This window comes from Cystobacter fuscus (assembly GCF_044360685.1).
In the GTDB taxonomy this organism is placed as follows: domain Bacteria; phylum Myxococcota; class Myxococcia; order Myxococcales; family Myxococcaceae; genus Cystobacter; species Cystobacter fuscus_C.
On sequence record NZ_CP043491.1, the window covers coordinates 10,729,850 to 10,746,646 of the forward strand.

The following is a 16,797-nucleotide window of genomic DNA, read 5'->3' on the forward strand; positions in this document are numbered from 1 at the left end:
ACATAGTCGCGGTGGATGAATGGCTCTGGTGGATGAGAAGACGTCCCCTGCGGCTCATTCACCTTACGGCAGAGGAGTTCTCCTACTCCGGAAAGGCTGGTGCGAGATGGGCGCACCGAGCAGCGCATCGCGCGTCGAGCGCTTGCCCTGCTGGCCATGGCAACCCAGCGACTATCGTGTCGGAGTTGGCTGACCGGCTCGAACTGGACCGCAGAACACCTGGACGCTCTGTTCGTCGCTTCGACGAGTTCGGCGTGGACGTGGTGATGGATGCTCCCTGCCCCGGTCGCCCGCAGGAGAATTCCCCTCCAGCGAATCGCGGTGGTGCGGCTGGAGTACCAAGACCCTGACTCCTGCCGAAACTTCCGGCACAAGGCAGCACGAATCCTTTGGTGCTACGAGCGTGCGCGGATTCTGGCCGAGCGCGGTGAGGTGGTGCTGTGACTGAACGAAAAGCCCAACATCCAGTCGTGCTCGGGATGCACTGGCTTGTGTCCGCGTCCTCCTCGCGGGTGCGGGAGCCGCAGCGGTCTTCGGGGAGAGGAACGCGGTGAACGTGCAGTTCGCTGGGAACGTGGAGTTCACCCTGTAGCGCATCTCGGCGCCCATCGCGCTCGGAATACTCGCCAGAAGAGGCAACCTGCGTCACCGTCCATGCTCTGCTCAGTTCCCACTACCGGAGCATCAGCGACCGGGTCATTATTTATTTTCTTGCCATCACCAGGAGTTCTCCAACCAAGCAGAACGGGCGCATTATTGCAGCTTCGGAGTCCACTCGCCAACCCTGACCTCCAGCGAGGGCTGCGTTGCTATCTCGCCCAAAATTCTCCTGAGACTTCCAGCGCTACTGCCTCCAAGCATGAAAGCCCGCCTATCACCAAGCCCTACCCTTGGAGCACGATTGCAGATCATCGCCGCATCAGATCGCTCATACAGTCGACAAAGGGAACCGGTGGAAAGCGGCTCCGCGAACCCCAGGCTTTCCATTACTGGATCAAGGCGCGAGAGAAACTCTGGACAATCGCCTACAACAACACCTCCGCATTGCTGTGGCATTCTAAAAATTCGAAATTCAAGGACTGCCCCCCATGCCAACATCTCATACAAGGTCTCAAATTTATCATAAAGCTCCCCTCCCTCGGCATCGCGCATCGTCACCAGAGCATCCTCTCGTGTCGACATATCGAAATCATAAAAAAGATGCAAAGGCATCATCTCATCAGCCTCATGCGCGATGAGCAAGAATCGAGAATCAGGAACGACCAATCTCTGCTCATAACAGGAGAGCACTCTCTGCGTTGAGAAATCTAGCGTCGGATAAGTCAAAGGCCCCATACTATTGCCCATGTGAGCCAAAAACCAGCGATAGAATGAAGGCAATGGGCGACCTGCAATCCGCTCAATCTGTTCAATCTGCCCGGGAGAACTACCCCGCCATTGCTCAGCGAGCCCAGGCACGATTCGTAGGAGCAACTCTTGCATTTCAAGCTCTATCTTTCGTTCTGACATATCATTACCCTTCCGCGCTCAGTGCCGACATTTCGGCCTTTGACGTTCAACACAAAGCATCAACGGGACAAGAATCCCGCATGTAGTACACGGCGGAACTGTTTCGCCGTGCTCGAACTTTCGTTGCACTTTGGCGCCGAGCTTCACGTCATGAAATTCAATTTCCCCGCCGGTCAACCCGCCGCTCCCTTTCTTGTGGAACCACCGCTCGGTAATCTTGCCGGGCCAGGCTTCATCTTGCATGATAAGCATGAGTACCTTGGGAGCAGCGCAACTACCCGGCACATAGGCTGCCGGGAAATCCTTGCCTTCGCCGTCTTTTTTACCCTTCATTCTATTATACACGTCATTTTTTTTACCAGCCTCAGTCCATTGATCCTGCACATCGGCCTCGCGGTGCTTGAAACGCTGCTTGAGGAAGGCCAGAACCTGAGGGTCTGTAGTACTGACCGCATCTACATCTTGCTTTACATCTTTGGGACCATGCCACCCAAGACGTTCAACACTCGTGCAGAATTCGGAGTCATTGTCCGCAGAACCTGACCGATGCGCATAGTACTCTTTTTTGCACTCGCACCGACCCACGCCGAGCATCGTGGTGTTGTTATAGCCCTTCATGGCGAGTTCGTTGGCAAGACGCTCGGATTCATCTTTCGTGTCTTTGGTCTCCTCTATTAGAGTCTCCGAGCCATGTACTTGATTGCAAAGGGGACAATTATCCCGTCCAGTGTTATAAATATAGTACCCGGACTCCTGAAGCACACCCGTCATTGTCGCAGCGTTGGGTGGACTCCCGCACGGCCCGCAGTTGTTGAGCATCGGCTCGCCGAGCAAATGGATATTCTTCCCCTCGATCTTCACATCCATGGACCCAGGACCCACGAAATTCGTGGGTCCTTCCACGTTCGAGGAGGCCAGCCCGCCGCCAGTGCCCTTGCTGGCCACATCGCCCATAGATCCGAAAGTGGCGCCCCGGATCGCCACCTTCTTACCTTCAATGGTAACGCTCTTGGAGTAGTTCCTCGGTGCAGTTCCACTCTTGCCTATGTTGGGCAACGGAGTCGGAACGAACGGCGCTGGCGGCCCTGGCATCTTGCATATGTTAGGTAACGTCGCCGCAGCAACCCCGTTAGTCCCTTCGGTCACCGGAGTTTTCGGAGGATTCACCAAGACGCTTGTCATTTATCATGACTCCTCATGACATCTGCGGAGCTTGCAGGAGCATCACTCCCCGCAGTCCATGGTCTGAACCAGCCATCACCAGAGCCCTGGGACCTTGCGCATAGCCCCGAGCAAACGATCGGACTGCAAGTATGCTCCCAAGGACTCCAAACGCGGCCCCCACATCGCCCCAGCAGTCGCTCGGGGACTTGTATCCAGGTGATTTCCAAATTGGCGGCGCACGTAACGCAACGAAGCCCCACTCCTCGCTGCGGTAGCGCTCCCCATTGATATCCGCGTACAGGGTGTCCACCCCCTCTCGCGAAAGGTCAAGCCCCTTGACGACGCCTTGGACGGCCTGTGTCATCGCGGCGCCGAACGAGCCCGTCTCACTGTCACGCAGGAGTTGCTCCTGTGCCGTGCACGCCCCTCTCACGACGGCCAATTGGGGGAGTTGCAAGTGACGGCGCAATCCCGCACTCATCAAGACGAGGCATCCCGCTCCCTCTCCTGGGGTGAACCCGCTGCGAATCCCTGGCTGCTTGAACCGGCGGCCGCGCTCCAACCAAGTGAATGTCTCCGTGTGGTGGTAGCTATCGACGCCAACGACCAAGAACAGATTGTCTCTACTCTCGGAGCACTCCCTCAACACATGCTCGACTGCCTGAATCGCCCCGGCGTGCCCACGTCCGGCAATCTCTACGCGCGCGCTGGATGTTTTCGTTCGGAAACGCGCGGCCAGGGAGTCCGCAACCCATTTTGCGTCGCTCTCGGAGAATCCCGGACGGGTTTCTGGAAGCGCAAGCAACACGCGAAGACTGCCCACGTAGAGCACCTTGTGGCCGAGTTTGGCCTCAATTTCTTCAAGAACGCTCTCGACCATGGGAACCAGACGCTCCCGCCCCTCAAGCTTGGGTTCCAGCAACCGGTCAGCGGCAACTACGAGCGGTTCGCCGCGTGCATTGATAAAAGGATACTCTGCGTAACGCGAGATGCCAGCGCGCACTGCCGCCGCGCTACTCTCCGCGCTGAGGCCGACGGGTGTTCGCGCACCAAGAGCCACCACCTCGACCTGGGCGTTCACGCCGTGTTCCTTTGTTCGACGATTTCTGTTTCGTCGAGGTAGTCCGCGTCAGGAGCAGCAACGCGCAGCACGCTCTGCCATACCAGGAAGAGGCGCCTCTCTTCAGGTTCCACGAGTACCGTCACCACGCGTGCGCTGTGCTTCTCACTCCGCATACCAATGCGGGTAGTGCAGCTGATTGAAATGCGCGGGAGTTCGAAGATCAAAGCACCATCGGGGGTCATGTTCAGGAGTTCGACACGCTCTCCGCCAATGATGGGCTTATCAAGCCGCTGATCCGCAGGGGCGCTCAGTGCGAACAAGGGGTCGAAGTCATCCGGGAGCAACGGCTTCTTAGATTGTTCCCACCGCTCGTCATACGTCCCCGCGAGTGCGCGCCGAGGCATCCATGAGGGATCAATTGGCCCAAACCCCGCTGGTCCCATCTCCGCAGGATCGCCCCTTGGATACTCGATCGCGTGGGCTAATTTACCAACGACATGGGCAGCTCGCCGCGCGAAACCACGCCCGATGGGGTTTCGCTCGTCAGTGCGGTGTTTTTGGGGATCAGGGTCGGACAAATCGCTACCGCCAAATGCGAATTCGTACCGAATCGGACGAGTGGTAAATGACTGCGGTCGAGTCACTGTCACGTTGCGCCACCCCGACTCATAGATGCGCTCCCCGTGGACGAGCAATTCCTTGTGAAGTCGCTCGATACGAAGCGAGACCGGAACCGTTGGAACAGGCCGCCCGTGAGGCGCGTGCGCGTGCGCGATGACTAGCAGCTCCGAGCCCGGCTTCGCCGCGAGAAGATCAGAGTCGTAGCGCAAGCTCGACCTGCCTGGTTCGCCAAAGTACTCCGGCACAAGCACCGGGGGTAGTTGCGTGTCCGCCAATATGGGCCGCCCCCCAGGCGTGATGTTGAACGTCGCCTTGACCGCGACGAGCCACCAATGGACACCGTTCTTGTCACGCGTCCAGTTACGCTCCGCAGCGTAGGCTGTGCGATTCTTCAACCCCCACATGGACTCAAAGAGTACAAAGTCCACACGCTTGATGTCAATTCATGGGGCAGCCATCTCATGAACGAAGCCGATACTTGAGCCGCCTCGCAACCACGGCAACGAAAGATCTGGGACGTTCCGCCCGAGACCCCATTCAACAGAGCTCGACGGCCGCCTTGACGTTCTATGCGCCAGCCGAGGCCAAGCGCTCGGGAACCACCATGGAGGAGTTCAAGGCGGCCGTGGACCGGTTCGACTTCATCGTGCGCTGACTCAGCCCCCCACCGGCTCGGCGACGGCGGAGGAGGACTGCTCCAGGGGCACGTGGCCCTCGGCGTCCTTCACCCCGGCGAGCCGCTGGTCGAGCTCGGCGCTCAGGTGCTCGAAGACGTCCCGGCCGATGGCGCCCTTCTGGTAGCTCTTGAGCAGCGAGTCCTTCTCCACGATGAGCATGCGTCGCACCGCCTCCTCGTGCTCCTCCTCGTGGAAGCGCGTCGTCTGCTGCTTGAGGGCGGACAGCTCCCGCTCGGCCTCGGTGGCCTTGAGCTGGTAGTCGCGCTCGAGCTGCTCGAGCACGTCCGCGGGGATGTCGCGCGTGCGGCGCATGGACTCCAGCGCCGTGAGGGCCGCGTGGATGGCGCTCATCCGCCCCCGCGCCCGCTCGTACTTCTCCTGGTAGACGTCCTTGACGCCCGTGATGCCCAGCCGCTTGAGCAGCGGCGCCATGGTGAGCCCCTGGAAGATGATGGAGAGCACCACCACGCCGAACGTCATGTTCACCAGCAGCTCGCGGTGGGCGAAGTCGTCGGGCAGGCCCAGCACCAGCACCATGGAGATGGCGCCGCGCAGGCCACTCCAGGTGAGCACCGCGCTCCAGCTCCAGGGCATGCGCTCGGAGGTGAAGCGCAGGAGCGCCGACACCAGGAACACCACCGCCGCGCGCCCGGCGAGCACCGCCCCGTACGCCAGGAGGATGGGCTTCCACGACGCCAGCAGCGAGCCGAGCTGCACCTCCAGCCCGATGAGCAGGAACACCACCGAGTTGAGCGCGAAGGCCAGGTACTCCCAGAAGCTCGCCACCGCCACGCGCGTGGTGGGGCTCATGCTCAGGTGCGCCGTCCAGTTGCCGCACAGCATGCCGGCCGTCACCGTGGCGATCACGCCCGAGTAGTGGAAGTGCTCGGCCACCACGAACGAGCCGTACGCCGCGATGACCGTGAGGGTGATCTCCACCATGGCGTCATCCACGCGCTGGATGACCTGGGACACGCCAAAGCCCACCGCGCCCCCGATGAGCCCGCCCATGCCCGCCACCCGGATGAAGTCCAGCGTCGCCCCGCCCACGGTGAACTGCCCTCCGGACGCCACCGCCACGATGAGCGTGAAGAGCACCACGGCCGTCCCGTCGTTGAGCAGGCTCTCGCCCTCCACCAGCACCGCGAGCCGCTTGGGCGCGCCCAGCGCCTTGAACAGCCCCACCACCGCGATGGGATCCGTGGAGACGATGACCGCGGCGAACACCAGCGCGGACAGGAAGCCGAAGCCGGGCACCAGGTTCAGCCCCCCCACCACCGGCGACAGGAGCAGCGCGGTGATCGCCACCGACGCCACCACCCCGGGAATGGCCAGCGCGTGGATGGCCAGCTTGTTCTTCCAGAACTTGCGGAACTCCACGTGGAAGGCCGCCTCGAAGATGAGCCCCGGCAGGATGATGGCGAAGAGCAGCTCCTTCGTCAGATGCGGCGGCTCGAAGGCGTGCACCACCCCCAGCGTCAGCCCCGCCACCACCAGCGCCACCGTGTAGGGAAACTTGAAGTAGCGCGCCACGATCGCCACCGCCGTCGCGATGGAGAAGAGCAGCACGAAGCCCAGCTCGAAAGTCATCATCCCACCCAGTTTGAGGTCAAAACAGACTACTCCACCGCGATGGAGGTTGGAACAGACGCTGGGGCGCGGAAGGCGGGCGAGGAGCCGGGCGCGCTCCGGGCATTGGCGCCCGGAAGGAGGATGGGGCATTCCTGCCAAGGCATGAGCGCCTCGTCCTCCTCGACCGACCTCTCCGACACAATGGCCGAGGGCCTCTTCCAGCACCCCGCCCTCTTGCGAGCGCTCGTCGACACGCTCTCCGAGCGGGTCATGGTCTCCGACGCCACGGGGCACATCATCTACTTCAGCCCCTCGGCCCTCGAGTTCCAGGGGCTAGGGCTCAAGAGCATGACGCAGGAGGAGTGGTACCACCACTTCCGCTTCTCCGACCCGGACACCCGCGCGCCCGTGCCGCCCGAGCGGCTGCCGGTGAACCGCGCGCTGCGAGGCGAGGAGGCCCCCTCCGCCGATCTCTTCGTCCAGGCGGATCACCTGCCCACGGGCTACTACGTGCGCGTGAGTACCCGGAGCGTGCGCGACCGGCAGGGACGCATGCTCGGTGTCCTGCTCTTCATGCGTGACATCTCCCAGGAGCGGCGGGCCCAGGCCGAGCAGCGCCGCGCCGAGCAGCGCTTCCACCTCATCGTGGAGGCGGCCCAGGAAGGCATCTGGATGCTGGACAGCGAGGGCCGCACCACCTACGCCAACCGCTACATGGCGCGGATGCTCGGCTACACGGTGGAGGAGATGCTGGGCCAGCACGTGCTCGCGTTCGTCGACGCGGGCAGCCACCACCAGGTCACGCTCAACCTCGAGCGGCGCATGCAGGGGTTCAGCTCCGTGCACGACATGGCGCTGCGCCACAAGGACGGGCGGGCCATCTGGACGATGCTGTCCTCCAATCCCCTGCGCGACGAGGCGGGCCACTACACCGGAGCGCTCGCCACCGTCACCGACATCACCCAGCGCCGCGAGGCCGAGCAGCAGGTGCGCCGGCTCAACGAGGAGCTGGAGCGCCGCATCGCCGAGCGCACCGCCCAGCTCGAGTTCTCCAACCGGGAGCTGGAGGCCTTCGCCTACTCGGTGGCGCATGACCTGCGCGCCCCCCTGCGCGCCATCTCCACCTTCAGCCTCGCACTGAGCGAGGACTGTCCGGGCCAGCTCGACGCCACGGGCGAGGACTACCTCCAGCGCATCCGCGGCGCGGCCCAGCGCATGTCCGAGCTCATCGACGGCATCCTCACGCTCTCACGAGTCACCAGCACGGGACTGCAGGAGACGGACGTCTCCCTGTCCGCCCTGGCGCGTGCCAGCGCCGAGCAGCTCCAGCGCGCGCAGCCCGAGCGCACCGTGCACCTGCGCATCCAGGAGGGGCTGATGGACCGGGGGGACGCGCGCATGCTGCGCTCGGTGCTGGAGAACCTGTTGGGTAACGCCTGGAAGTTCACCCGGGAGCGCCCCCTGGCGGAGATCGAGTTCGGCGCCCTGCCCGGGGAGGGGGGCCCAGGGCGCGTCTACTTCGTCCGGGACAACGGGGCGGGCTTCGACATGGGGTATCAGTCCCGGCTCTTCGGCGTCTTCCAGCGCCTGCACGGCCCCCAGGAATTCGAAGGCAATGGCGTGGGTCTGGCCACGGTGCGGCGTATCATCCAGCGCCATGGAGGCCGCGTCTGGGGCGAGGGGCGGGTGGGTCAGGGAGCCACCTTCTTCTTCACCCTGCACGACACCTCGAGTGGAGGAGCCCCCCCCTCCACGGACGGACAAAGGGACGATGGACGAAGGAACAGCTGATGGCCACCCCCCTGAAACTGCTGCTCGTCGAGGATCTCGAGGACGATGCCCTGCTGGTGCTGCGCGAGCTGCGGCGCGGCGGCTATGACATCACCCACACCCGCGTCGAGACGGCCGAGGCGTTCACCCAGGCACTCGACCAGGGGCCCTGGGACGCCATCATCGCGGACTATGCCCTGCCGCGCTTCGACGCGCTGGCCGCCTTCCGGCTGGTGAAGCAGCGGGGCCTGGACCTGCCCTTCCTCATCGTCTCCGGACAGATGGGCGAGGACACCGCCGTGGCGGCCATGAAGGCCGGCGTCCACGACTTCCTGCTCAAGGATCGGCTCGGACGGCTGGGGCCCGCCATGGCGCGCGAGCTCCGGGAGGCCGGCGTGCGGGCCGAGCGCCGGGGCATGCAGGAGCAGTTGCTCTTGTCGGACCGGCTCGCCTCGCTGGGGCTGCTGTCGGCCAGCGTGGCGCATGAAATCAACAACCCGCTCGCCTCGCTCATGGCCAACCTGGACTTCCTCCTGGAGGAGCGCGGCGGGCTCGACGCCCGGCTGGCCGAGGGCCCCGACTCCGAGCAGGAGCAGGCGTTGATCGACTCGCGCATGTGCGCCGACCGCATCCGGGAGATCGTGCGCGACATCAAGGTCTTCTCGCGGCCGGAGGACAAGCAGCGCGGGCCCCTGGACGTGCACCGCGTGCTCGACTCGTCGCTGCGCATGGCGTGGAACCACGTCTCCCACCGGGCGCGCGTCATCAAGGAATACAACGCCACGTCCCAGGTGCTCGGCGGCGAGGGGCCCCTCGGGCAGATCTTCCTCAACCTGCTCATCAACGCCGCGGACGCCATCGCCGACGGGCCCGGCACCGCGCGGGAGATCCGCCTGGTGACGCGCGAGGAAGAAGACACCGGCCAGGTGCGCGTGGAGGTGCACGACACCGGCCGGGGCATCCCCCCGGAGCTGCGCGAGCGCATCTTCGAGCCCTTCTTCACCACCAAGCCGGTGGGCGTGGGCACGGGCCTGGGGTTGTCCATCTGCCGCCGCCTCGCCCTGGAGCTGGGCGCCCAGTTCGGCGTGGAGAGCGAGATGGGGCGCGGCAGCGTGTTCCACCTGCTGCTGCCCCGCGCCGACGCCCTGGAGCCCCAGCCCTCGCGCGAGCTGCTCACCCCCGCGCAGCCCAGGTGCGTGCTCGTCCTGGATGACGACGCCATGGTGGGACGGGCGCTCCAGCGCCTGCTCGGAGCGCCCTGCGATGTCCACGTGCTCGTCCAGGGCACCACCGCCCTGGCACGGGTGGCCGCGGGCCAGCGCTTCGACATCATCCTCTGCGACCTGCTCATGCCGGAGATGGACGGCCCCCAGTTCTACGAGATGCTGCTCCAACTGGCGCCCGACCAGGCCCAGCGCGTCATCTTCATGACGGGGGGTGCCATCACCGAGCACACCCGCGCCTTCCTCGATGGCACGGGCCGGCCCTGCCTCGACAAGCCCATCGAGTTGCAGAAGCTGCGCGCCCAGATGGCCGCCCTGCCCCCGCTGGAAGCGCGCGCCCGCGCCTGAGCCGCCCCCCCTCCCTCTGCCTCCAGGAGGACGAGGGCCCCCCTTCCGTCCACATGTTGACGGCGAAAACATGGATGTTGACGACGAAAACATGTCTGCTTACAGTGTCTACATCATGAGGGCGCGAGCCGCTGCCGCGCTCCTTCGAGGGTGGACCATGAGCGATGACGTGTGGTTGAGGATCCTGAATGTCCCGGTGCTGCTGGGGTGGGCGGCGATGGTGTTCGCGCCCCGGACGCGGGTGACGAAGTGGTACCTGGAGAGTGACGTGCTGCCGCTGGTGATTGGCGGGGTGTACCTGCTGAAGGTCGCGCCGCACCTGCCGGGGCTGTTGAGCCAGTTCGACACGCTGCCGCACATCGAGGCCGCGCTGCGGATGCCGGGCATGTTGCTCGCGGGGTGGATCCACTACCTCGCGTTCGACTTCCTGGTGGGCCGGGTGGTGCTCGCGGACGCGCAGCGCCGAGGCATCCCGCATCTGCTCGTGGTGCCATGCCTGCTGCTGACCTTCATGCTCGGGCCGTCGGGGTACCTCGCCTACGCTGGAGTCCGGCTCGCCACCCGGCGCTTCTTTCCCGCCGTGGCGCCCATTCCCTCCGCCGCTCAACCCGCCGCCGCGCTGTAGCCCCAGGAGACGCCCCATGTCGACCACGACCTATTCGCCGCGTGACGTCTGGAACCGGGCCTGGGCGCTCTCGCCCGCCCTGACCGTGAAGACGGTGCTCATGTTCGCGGGCGCCGTGATCACCGCCCTGCTGCTGGGGGTGGATGAGCGCCAGCTCGTGGGCGAGCCGCTCTGGCTCAAGCCCTTCAAGTTCTACGTCTCGCTCACGATCTTCGAGGCCACCCTGCTCTATTTCTTCTCCTTCCTGCCGGAGCGCCGCCGCTTCCTGCGCCGGGTGGGCGTCGTCATCGCCGCCTGCGGCTACCTGGAGATGGTGGCCATCACGCTCCAGGCGGCGCGCGGGGTGCGCAGTCACTTCAACACCGCGACGGCGTTCGACCAGGCGGTCTTCTCCTCCATGGGCATCGCCATCACCGTCATGTGGGTCACCGTGCTGGTCTTCGCCCTCGTCCTGTTGCGCTCGCGACTGGAGGACCGGGTGCTGGCCTCGACCCTGCGGATGGGCCTGCTCGTGACGCTGGTGGGCATGGGGCTCGGGTTCTTCATGACCTCGCCCCACGGCGAGCAGCTCGAGACCCTGGCGTCCGGCCAGCGGCCGCTCGAGGTGGGCGGACACACCTTTGGTGGACGGGATGGGGGCCCGGGCCTGCCGCTCGTCGGGTGGAGCCGCACGGCGGGAGACATGCGGCCCGCGCACTTCGTCGGGATGCACGCCCTGCAGGTGTTGCCGCTGCTCGCGCTGGGGCTCGCGCGCCGCAAGCAGCGCTCCGAGTCGCGGGAGCTGGCATGGGTGCGCGCGGCGGGAGTGGGCTACCTGGGCATCACCCTGGTGCTCGGGCTCCAGGCCCTGCGCGGCCAGTCCATCGTCTCCTGGGACGCGGTGGGCGTCGCGAGCCTGGGCGCGGTCGCCGGAACGAGCCTTCTCACGCTCGCCGCCCACACGCTCCGCCGCCGCGCGTCCGAATCCATCCCTCCGCCCGCGCCCGTCGGCATGGGCTGAACGGGTGCTGGGAGTCTCTCCCAGCGCGACCTGCTGCGCGCCGCGTTCTCCGCCATTGCGGACCCCAGCACCTTCACGCGCCCCCTCCCGACCAACACCCCCACATTGAGACACGGCTGGGAGATACGGCTGGCTTCTCTTCGCCTCACTCGGATGGGAAGCGGCGAGCTGTTACTCCGCGCCGGCCCGGCGTGCGGCTCATGGGCTACCCGTCAGCGGCCCTCACCTCCCACTCTGCTCCCGCCCGCTCCCCCTAAAAGGCACTCGAGGCAGGCCAGAGGCAGTGGACCGGGCTCAGCGCGTCCAGCGAATGGACGAGGTCCGGTCGTTCATCGGATCACCGATGTAGGAGCAGGCAGTACCGCAGTTTACGACCGCCCCTCCGTAGTTGACGTGCTGATAGTGGTACGAGTTTTTGCACTCTGCGTACGCCCGGGCCGAGGAGATGATGTCATTCCAGCCCGAGGGCATGGATGGCATGACAATATTGCCCTGGGCGCAGGTGGTCCTGCTGGTAATGGTCAGCGAGCGGCCACCGTACCCGCGGTGCTGGTATTCAACGGCGATGACATACTGCGTGGGGGTCACGTCCGGCGCCGACGGCGGTTCCGGTGTGAACTCATCCGGAGTCGCATCAGGCGGCAGTTGGACGACCCCATTGGTCGCGAAGGTGATCGCCTCGGCAAACGAGACGAAGCAGTCCAGCTTTGCCGGCGGCAGATCACTGGGAGGCTCCTCTTCCGGTTTGACAGCCGCGGCCTCCACTACGCAGTGCTGCCCCTGGACGGGCGCGGTATCTCCGATGTCCGGATTCGGCTCATCCGCTACCTCGAGGCCGCCGCAGCCCCCCAGCACCAGAGCCAGACCTGCGAGCATCTCCTTCAACAGGAAACTCCTCATGACGTGTCCTCCTCCCGATGTGAGCAGGTTCTCGGGCTCACGACAAAAGCTTGGAGTTTGGTTGAGATGTCTTCAACCCGCCCATCGGGGCCAGGAGGATGAGGTCTAGCGAGCCGTCGCGGCAGCGCGCTTGAGCGCATTTCCCGAAGAAGGTGTCACCCCGAAGAAGGTGTCCGAAGAAGGCGTCACAGAACTCGTTCCGGAGACATTGGCCCGCCGCATGCTTGGAGCACGGCTCGCCATGTCTGGACCGCATGACCTCTTCGCCCGCTACACCTTTAGCCACCCCGAGCGGGCGGCGGCCGAACTGCGCGCCGTCCTGCCCCCGCATGTCGTCTCCGAGGTGGACTGGGCATCCTTGCGGCGAGAGCCCGGCAGCGTGGTGGACCCGGAGCTACGGGAGACCGAGAGCGACCTGCTCTTCACGGCTCGACTGAACACGGGTCGCCCGCTGCTGCTGTATGTGCTGCTGGAGCATCAGTCCACGGTGAACAGGTGGATGGCGCTGCGCATGCTGCGCTACGTGGTGCGCCAGGTGGAGCGCTGGCACCAAGAGCATCCAGAAAGTGCGCTGCTCCCCCTCGTCATTCCACTCGTTATGTACCACGGGCCAGACGGAGCCTGGACGGCGCCGCGCCGGGTGGAGGACCTCTTCGACCTTCCGGGTGGAGAGGAGGAACAGCGAGCGCGGTGGCGAGCGCTGGTGCCGCGCTTCGAGTACCTCTTGGACGACCTGACCGCAGAGCGGGAGGAGGCGCTGAGGGCGCGCCCAGGCCCACCGCTGGCCCAGCTGGCCTGGCTGGTGCTGCGCTATGGGCGTACCGAGGAGCTGGCCCAGAAGTTGCCTGATTGGGTGGCGCTCTTCACGCAGGTGCAGACAGCCCACGAAGGGGCCGAACACCTGGTGGTGCTCATCCGCTACCTGCTGTGGATCGGGGACGCGGCCGTCCACGAAGCCACCGGGCGGGTGTTACATTCGGTGCTGGATGAGCAACGAGCGGAGGAGCTGATGCGGAGCTATGGCGAGGAACTCATCGAGCGTGGTCGCCAACAAGGTCTGACGAAGGGCCGGGAAGAGGGCCGGGAGGAGGGTCTGAGCCGAGGGCGTGCCGAGTACGTCCTGCGGGTTCTCGCCACGCGGGGTCTGTACGTCGACGAAGCGGCCCGGCAGCGCATCCTCACCTGCACGGATCTGGCGACCCTCGACCACTGGTTCGATCGGGCCCTGAACGCCACGACCCTCTCCGACGTGATGGAGGACCTGACGCAGTAGAGTCAGAGCGTCCCCACCTTGCAGTCCGGGAGCGCCCGGCGCAGCCGCTCCAGCTCCTCGGGAGGAATGGGCGTCCAGTACAGGTCCAGGGTCTTGAGGCTCTTCATCTGGAAGAGACAGGCCGGGAGGGATTTGAGCGCCGTCGCCTGCAGGTCGAGGAACGTCAACCGCTCGAGCCGGCCCAATTCCTCGGGGAGCGTGGTGAGCCCCGTGTTCTTCAGGTTGAGCGACTCGAGCGCTTGGAGCTGCCCCACCTCGGGAGGAAGGGAGCACAGCTCGCGATTGAAGGACAGATCGAGCTTCTTCAGCTTCCGAAGCTGGCCCAGTTCCCCGGGCAGTTGCTTGAGCCCCGTCGAGCCCAGCCACAGCCGCTCCAGCTCCGAGAACTCACCGATCGACGCCGGCAGCGTCCCCAGCTTCCGGCCGTTCAGCGTGAGCTCCTTCTCCGTCCTGGGAAACGCGGCCAGCACGCCCTCCGCGCTCCCCTTCTTGGGAAGCTTCACCGCCACCTTCATCTCGAGGGACTCGCCCTCGAGGCCCAGCGGCTCTCCCAGCGCCTCATCGTCCCCGCTCTGCCCGTCCAGCTCCGAGAGCGCTTCGCCCAGCGCTTCCATTTCCGCCTTGAGCCAGGTGGAGAACGGCCCCAGTTCGCTCTCGGGCAGGCTGTCCTCCACGTTCCAGACCACCAGCGCGTCGCCGGCCTCGCTCTTGCCGAAGCAGTACCCGTTGACGTCGTTGATGTCGCGGGAGGCGAACATCACGAAGCGGTAGGTGTGAGTACCGGCTTCCCGCTCCGAGCGAACCGCTTCCCACTTCCGGCCCGGCTCCCCCATCTGCTGGGAGAGATTCAGCATCCACCGGGGAGGAAGAAAGCCCAGCGCCGTGTCACCGGAGTTGACCCACCGGTAACCCAGCTCCTTCACGAACTGGAGATAGTCCGGGGGAAGCAGTGGGGAGGGATCGAACGCGTGCTCGAAGGACATGCCACGCGGCTCGAGCTCCGCGGGGTAGCCACCGATGGAAGCCTTGCCGAGCGCCTTGGAGAGCTGCTTCTCCAGGCGCTTCCACTCCTTCGCGAGCGAGGTGTCACCAGACTTCTTCACCGCCTTCTTCGCCACCATCGCTCCCTCGAATCATGCAAGCCGGGCACCCTTCCCACCGGGGCTCATGGTCTACCCGCTGTGCATGGATTCGTGAAGCGAACTCACGAGGACGCGGCGGTCTGCTCCGTGCCAGGAGCCTGGAGCCGGGAAGAGTGCATCCGCCTGGCCAGCGCGTGGTAGTAGCGGTGGATGCCCACGTTGAGCGGATCCACGCGCAGCGCCTCCGTGTAGCGCGCCAGCGCGCCATCGAGCACGTGCTGCGCCTCCAGGACGACGCCCCCGTCGAACAGCTCCCGCGCGCGCGCCTCCGCGTCCGGCCGGGCGGCGAGGAACGCCTGACGCAGGCGGTTCACCGACGCATGCGGCACTCCGGCCGCGAGGCAATGCGCCACGCCGTGGAAGTTGCCCCGGGACGCATCGAAGCGGGCGCGTGCCAGCGGATCCCCCAACGTGCGCCGGGCGGCCTCCAATCGGCCGTGCAGGGCTTCCAGCGCCTGGCGCTGCTCGGCCGGCAGCGGCCGGTGCCAGAAGGGCGCCAACCGGCGCTCGGCCAGCGCGAGGCGCCGCATCACCTCGGAGAAGTCCGCGTGCGGTGGAATGGACAGGAGCGAGTAGGGATCCTGTCCGCACGCGCTCGCCCGCGCGAGGATCTGCGCGAGCTCCGCATCCAGCGGGGTCTCCGGCGGCGGCGGCGCCAGGGCCTGGGCGATGAGCCGGCGCACGTCCTCGGAGGGCTCGGAGAACTGGAGGATGAAGCCCTGGCGGCCTCCCCACGTCCGCGCCTCCTCGGCGGGCAGCAGGCGCACCACGTCCGCCGTGCACGCGAGCACCCACCCATTGAGCGACAACTCCACCTCCAGGCGCGCGCCCAACCGGGGCAGCTCCCCATCACAGGCGATGCGCAGCCCGTCATCGCTCACGTCGTTCACGAAGACCGGCACCAGTCCCAGGCCCCCGGCATCCTCCACCCGCACCTGGAAGGCCGCGGGCGCCATGCACCCGAAGGCGGGCCGCCGCATCGCCTCGTTCAGCGCCGCCCGGAAGGCGCGCGCGGTGGCGAAGCGATCATCCGGCCGCAGCGACAGGGCCTGCATCAACACCGCGGAGAGCGCGACGGGCACCTGCTCGTCCAACTGGTGCGGCGCCAGCGGCACGCTCGGCTTGTGCACGAGCAGCATCTCCCCCATGCGGCCCCCGCCGCCGAAGGGAAGCCGTCCCGTCAGCAGCCGGTAGCCCAGCACCGCGAGCGAGTACAGGTCCGCGCGGCCATCCGGCTCGGCGCGCACCCACAGCTCCGGCGCGAGGTAGGCGGGGCTTCCCACCACCATGCCCGCGGAGAGCTCCTCCGGCGAGAAGCCCTCGGCCAGGGTGCTCGCCATGCCGAAGTCGAGGATCTTCACGCGCCGCGAGCCGTCACGCCCGGTGGTGAGCACCAGGTTCTCCGGCTTGAGATCGCGGTGGACGATGCCACTCGCGTGCGCGGCCTCCAGCCCCTCGAGCACCTGGAGCAGCAGGAACACGGCCTCGGCGGGAGGCAGGGGCAGCGGCAGCCGCGACAGGGCGAGGCCGTCCACGTACTCCATGAGCAGGCAGTGGTGGCCATTGGGCGCCTGGCGCACGTCGAGCACCCGCGCCACGCTCGGATGCACGAGGTGTTGCAGCGTGCGCGCCTCCGCGTAGAAGCGCTGGAGCACCGCGGGCGTGCGCGCCAGGTGGGAGTGCAGCACCTTCACCGCGAAGAGCGCACCACTCGACGGGTGCTGGGCGAGGTACACGCTCGCCAGCGTCCCGGTGCCCACAGCTTGCGCACGAACACCAGCGGGCCGTACCCCATGCCGGACAACGTCTCGCTGTCGCACGGGAAGTCGTCGCCGGGGGAGCAGGGCGCCCCCGCTTCATGCTCTGTCAGACAGTGTTCACAACCCATCGCCGCCCCCGGCCGCGCCCGT

13 protein-coding genes are annotated in these 16,797 nt (G+C 65.9%); 5 read left to right on the top strand and 8 right to left on the bottom strand.

All coding sequences use genetic code 11. The annotated features are described in order from the left end of the window. Positions 1-753: 753 nt before the first annotated feature. The 5 genes from F0U63_RS43880 to F0U63_RS43900 all read right to left on the bottom strand — a co-directional run bounded on the left by F0U63_RS43880 (position 754) and on the right by F0U63_RS43900 (position 6,624). Positions 754-1,482 (bottom strand): SMI1/KNR4 family protein, encoded by a 729-nt coding sequence (locus tag F0U63_RS43880; protein ID WP_395840461.1) that lies wholly within the window; start codon positions 1,480-1,482, stop codon positions 754-756. Positions 1,483-1,527: 45 nt separating this feature from the next. Beyond that, positions 1,528-2,691, bottom strand: coding sequence for a PAAR-like domain-containing protein (locus tag F0U63_RS43885; protein WP_395840463.1), 1,164 nt, complete (start codon positions 2,689-2,691; stop codon positions 1,528-1,530). 13 nt (positions 2,692-2,704) lie between these two features. Further along, positions 2,705-3,754, bottom strand: a complete 1,050-nt coding sequence (locus F0U63_RS43890) for a hypothetical protein (protein ID WP_395840465.1) — start codon at positions 3,752-3,754, stop codon at positions 2,705-2,707. Further along, positions 3,751-4,761 (bottom strand): DUF2169 domain-containing protein, encoded by a 1,011-nt coding sequence (locus F0U63_RS43895; RefSeq protein ID WP_395840468.1) that lies wholly within the window; start codon positions 4,759-4,761, stop codon positions 3,751-3,753. The genes F0U63_RS43890 and F0U63_RS43895 overlap by 4 nt, the downstream gene beginning before the upstream one ends. A 252-nt stretch (positions 4,762-5,013) precedes the next feature. Then, the gene (locus F0U63_RS43900) at positions 5,014-6,624 is read right to left on the bottom strand and encodes a Na+/H+ antiporter (protein ID WP_395848522.1); all 1,611 of its coding nucleotides are present in this window, start codon (positions 6,622-6,624) and stop codon (positions 5,014-5,016) included. A gap of 144 nt (positions 6,625-6,768) precedes the next feature. On the opposite strand from F0U63_RS43900, the gene F0U63_RS43905 reads away from it, so the two are divergent. The 4 genes from F0U63_RS43905 (at position 6,769) to F0U63_RS43920 (ending at position 11,572) form a co-directional block, all read left to right on the top strand. After that, complete coding sequence (locus F0U63_RS43905) at positions 6,769-8,397, top strand: PAS domain S-box protein (protein WP_395840471.1); 1,629 nt, start codon at positions 6,769-6,771, stop codon at positions 8,395-8,397. Continuing rightward, complete coding sequence (locus F0U63_RS43910) at positions 8,397-9,947, top strand: response regulator (RefSeq protein ID WP_395840473.1); 1,551 nt, start codon at positions 8,397-8,399, stop codon at positions 9,945-9,947. The genes F0U63_RS43905 and F0U63_RS43910 overlap by 1 nt, the downstream gene beginning before the upstream one ends. A gap of 157 nt (positions 9,948-10,104) precedes the next feature. Next, the gene (locus F0U63_RS43915) at positions 10,105-10,572 is read left to right on the top strand and encodes an ABA4-like family protein (protein WP_395840476.1); all 468 of its coding nucleotides are present in this window, start codon (positions 10,105-10,107) and stop codon (positions 10,570-10,572) included. 16 nt (positions 10,573-10,588) lie between these two features. Further along, complete coding sequence (locus tag F0U63_RS43920; protein WP_395840479.1) at positions 10,589-11,572, top strand: hypothetical protein; 984 nt, start codon at positions 10,589-10,591, stop codon at positions 11,570-11,572. Positions 11,573-11,866: 294 nt separating this feature from the next. On the opposite strand, the gene F0U63_RS43925 is transcribed toward F0U63_RS43920, so the two are convergent. Continuing rightward, positions 11,867-12,457 carry a hypothetical protein gene (locus tag F0U63_RS43925; protein ID WP_395840481.1) on the bottom strand — a complete coding sequence of 197 codons (591 nt, stop codon included), beginning with the start codon at positions 12,455-12,457 and terminating at the stop codon, positions 11,867-11,869. Positions 12,458-12,713: 256 nt separating this feature from the next. Here F0U63_RS43925 and F0U63_RS43930 point away from each other — a divergent pair, with 256 nt between their 5' ends. Further along, positions 12,714-13,745, top strand: a complete 1,032-nt coding sequence (locus F0U63_RS43930) for an Rpn family recombination-promoting nuclease/putative transposase (protein WP_395840483.1) — start codon at positions 12,714-12,716, stop codon at positions 13,743-13,745. A 2-nt stretch (positions 13,746-13,747) separates the two neighbouring features. On the opposite strand, the gene F0U63_RS43935 is transcribed toward F0U63_RS43930, so the two are convergent. Then, a complete protein-coding gene (locus F0U63_RS43935; RefSeq protein WP_395840486.1) occupies positions 13,748-14,866 on the bottom strand; it encodes a leucine-rich repeat domain-containing protein in 1,119 nt (372 codons plus the stop codon). Positions 14,867-14,949: 83 nt separating this feature from the next. Next, a complete protein-coding gene (locus F0U63_RS43940; protein WP_395840488.1) occupies positions 14,950-16,647 on the bottom strand; it encodes a protein kinase in 1,698 nt (565 codons plus the stop codon). Positions 16,648-16,797: the final 150 nt, after the last annotated feature.

Bases quoted from the DNA above. Each gene is read 5' to 3' on its own strand.
- F0U63_RS43895 (WP_395840468.1), bottom strand. From the start codon at position 4,761: ATGTGGGGGTTGAAGAATCGCACAGCCTACGCTGCGGAGCGTAACTGG.
- F0U63_RS43920 (WP_395840479.1), top strand. From the start codon at position 10,589: ATGTCGACCACGACCTATTCGCCGCGTGACGTCTGGAACCGGGCCTGG.
- F0U63_RS43915 (WP_395840476.1), top strand. From the start codon at position 10,105: ATGAGCGATGACGTGTGGTTGAGGATCCTGAATGTCCCGGTGCTGCTG.
- F0U63_RS43880 (WP_395840461.1), bottom strand. From the start codon at position 1,482: ATGCAAGAGTTGCTCCTACGAATCGTGCCTGGGCTCGCTGAGCAATGG.
- F0U63_RS43900 (WP_395848522.1), bottom strand. From the start codon at position 6,624: ATGACTTTCGAGCTGGGCTTCGTGCTGCTCTTCTCCATCGCGACGGCG.
- F0U63_RS43930 (WP_395840483.1), top strand. From the start codon at position 12,714: ATGTCTGGACCGCATGACCTCTTCGCCCGCTACACCTTTAGCCACCCC.
- F0U63_RS43910 (WP_395840473.1), top strand. From the start codon at position 8,397: ATGGCCACCCCCCTGAAACTGCTGCTCGTCGAGGATCTCGAGGACGAT.
- F0U63_RS43905 (WP_395840471.1), top strand. From the start codon at position 6,769: ATGAGCGCCTCGTCCTCCTCGACCGACCTCTCCGACACAATGGCCGAG.
- F0U63_RS43935 (WP_395840486.1), bottom strand. From the start codon at position 14,866: ATGGTGGCGAAGAAGGCGGTGAAGAAGTCTGGTGACACCTCGCTCGCG.
- F0U63_RS43885 (WP_395840463.1), bottom strand. From the start codon at position 2,691: ATGACAAGCGTCTTGGTGAATCCTCCGAAAACTCCGGTGACCGAAGGG.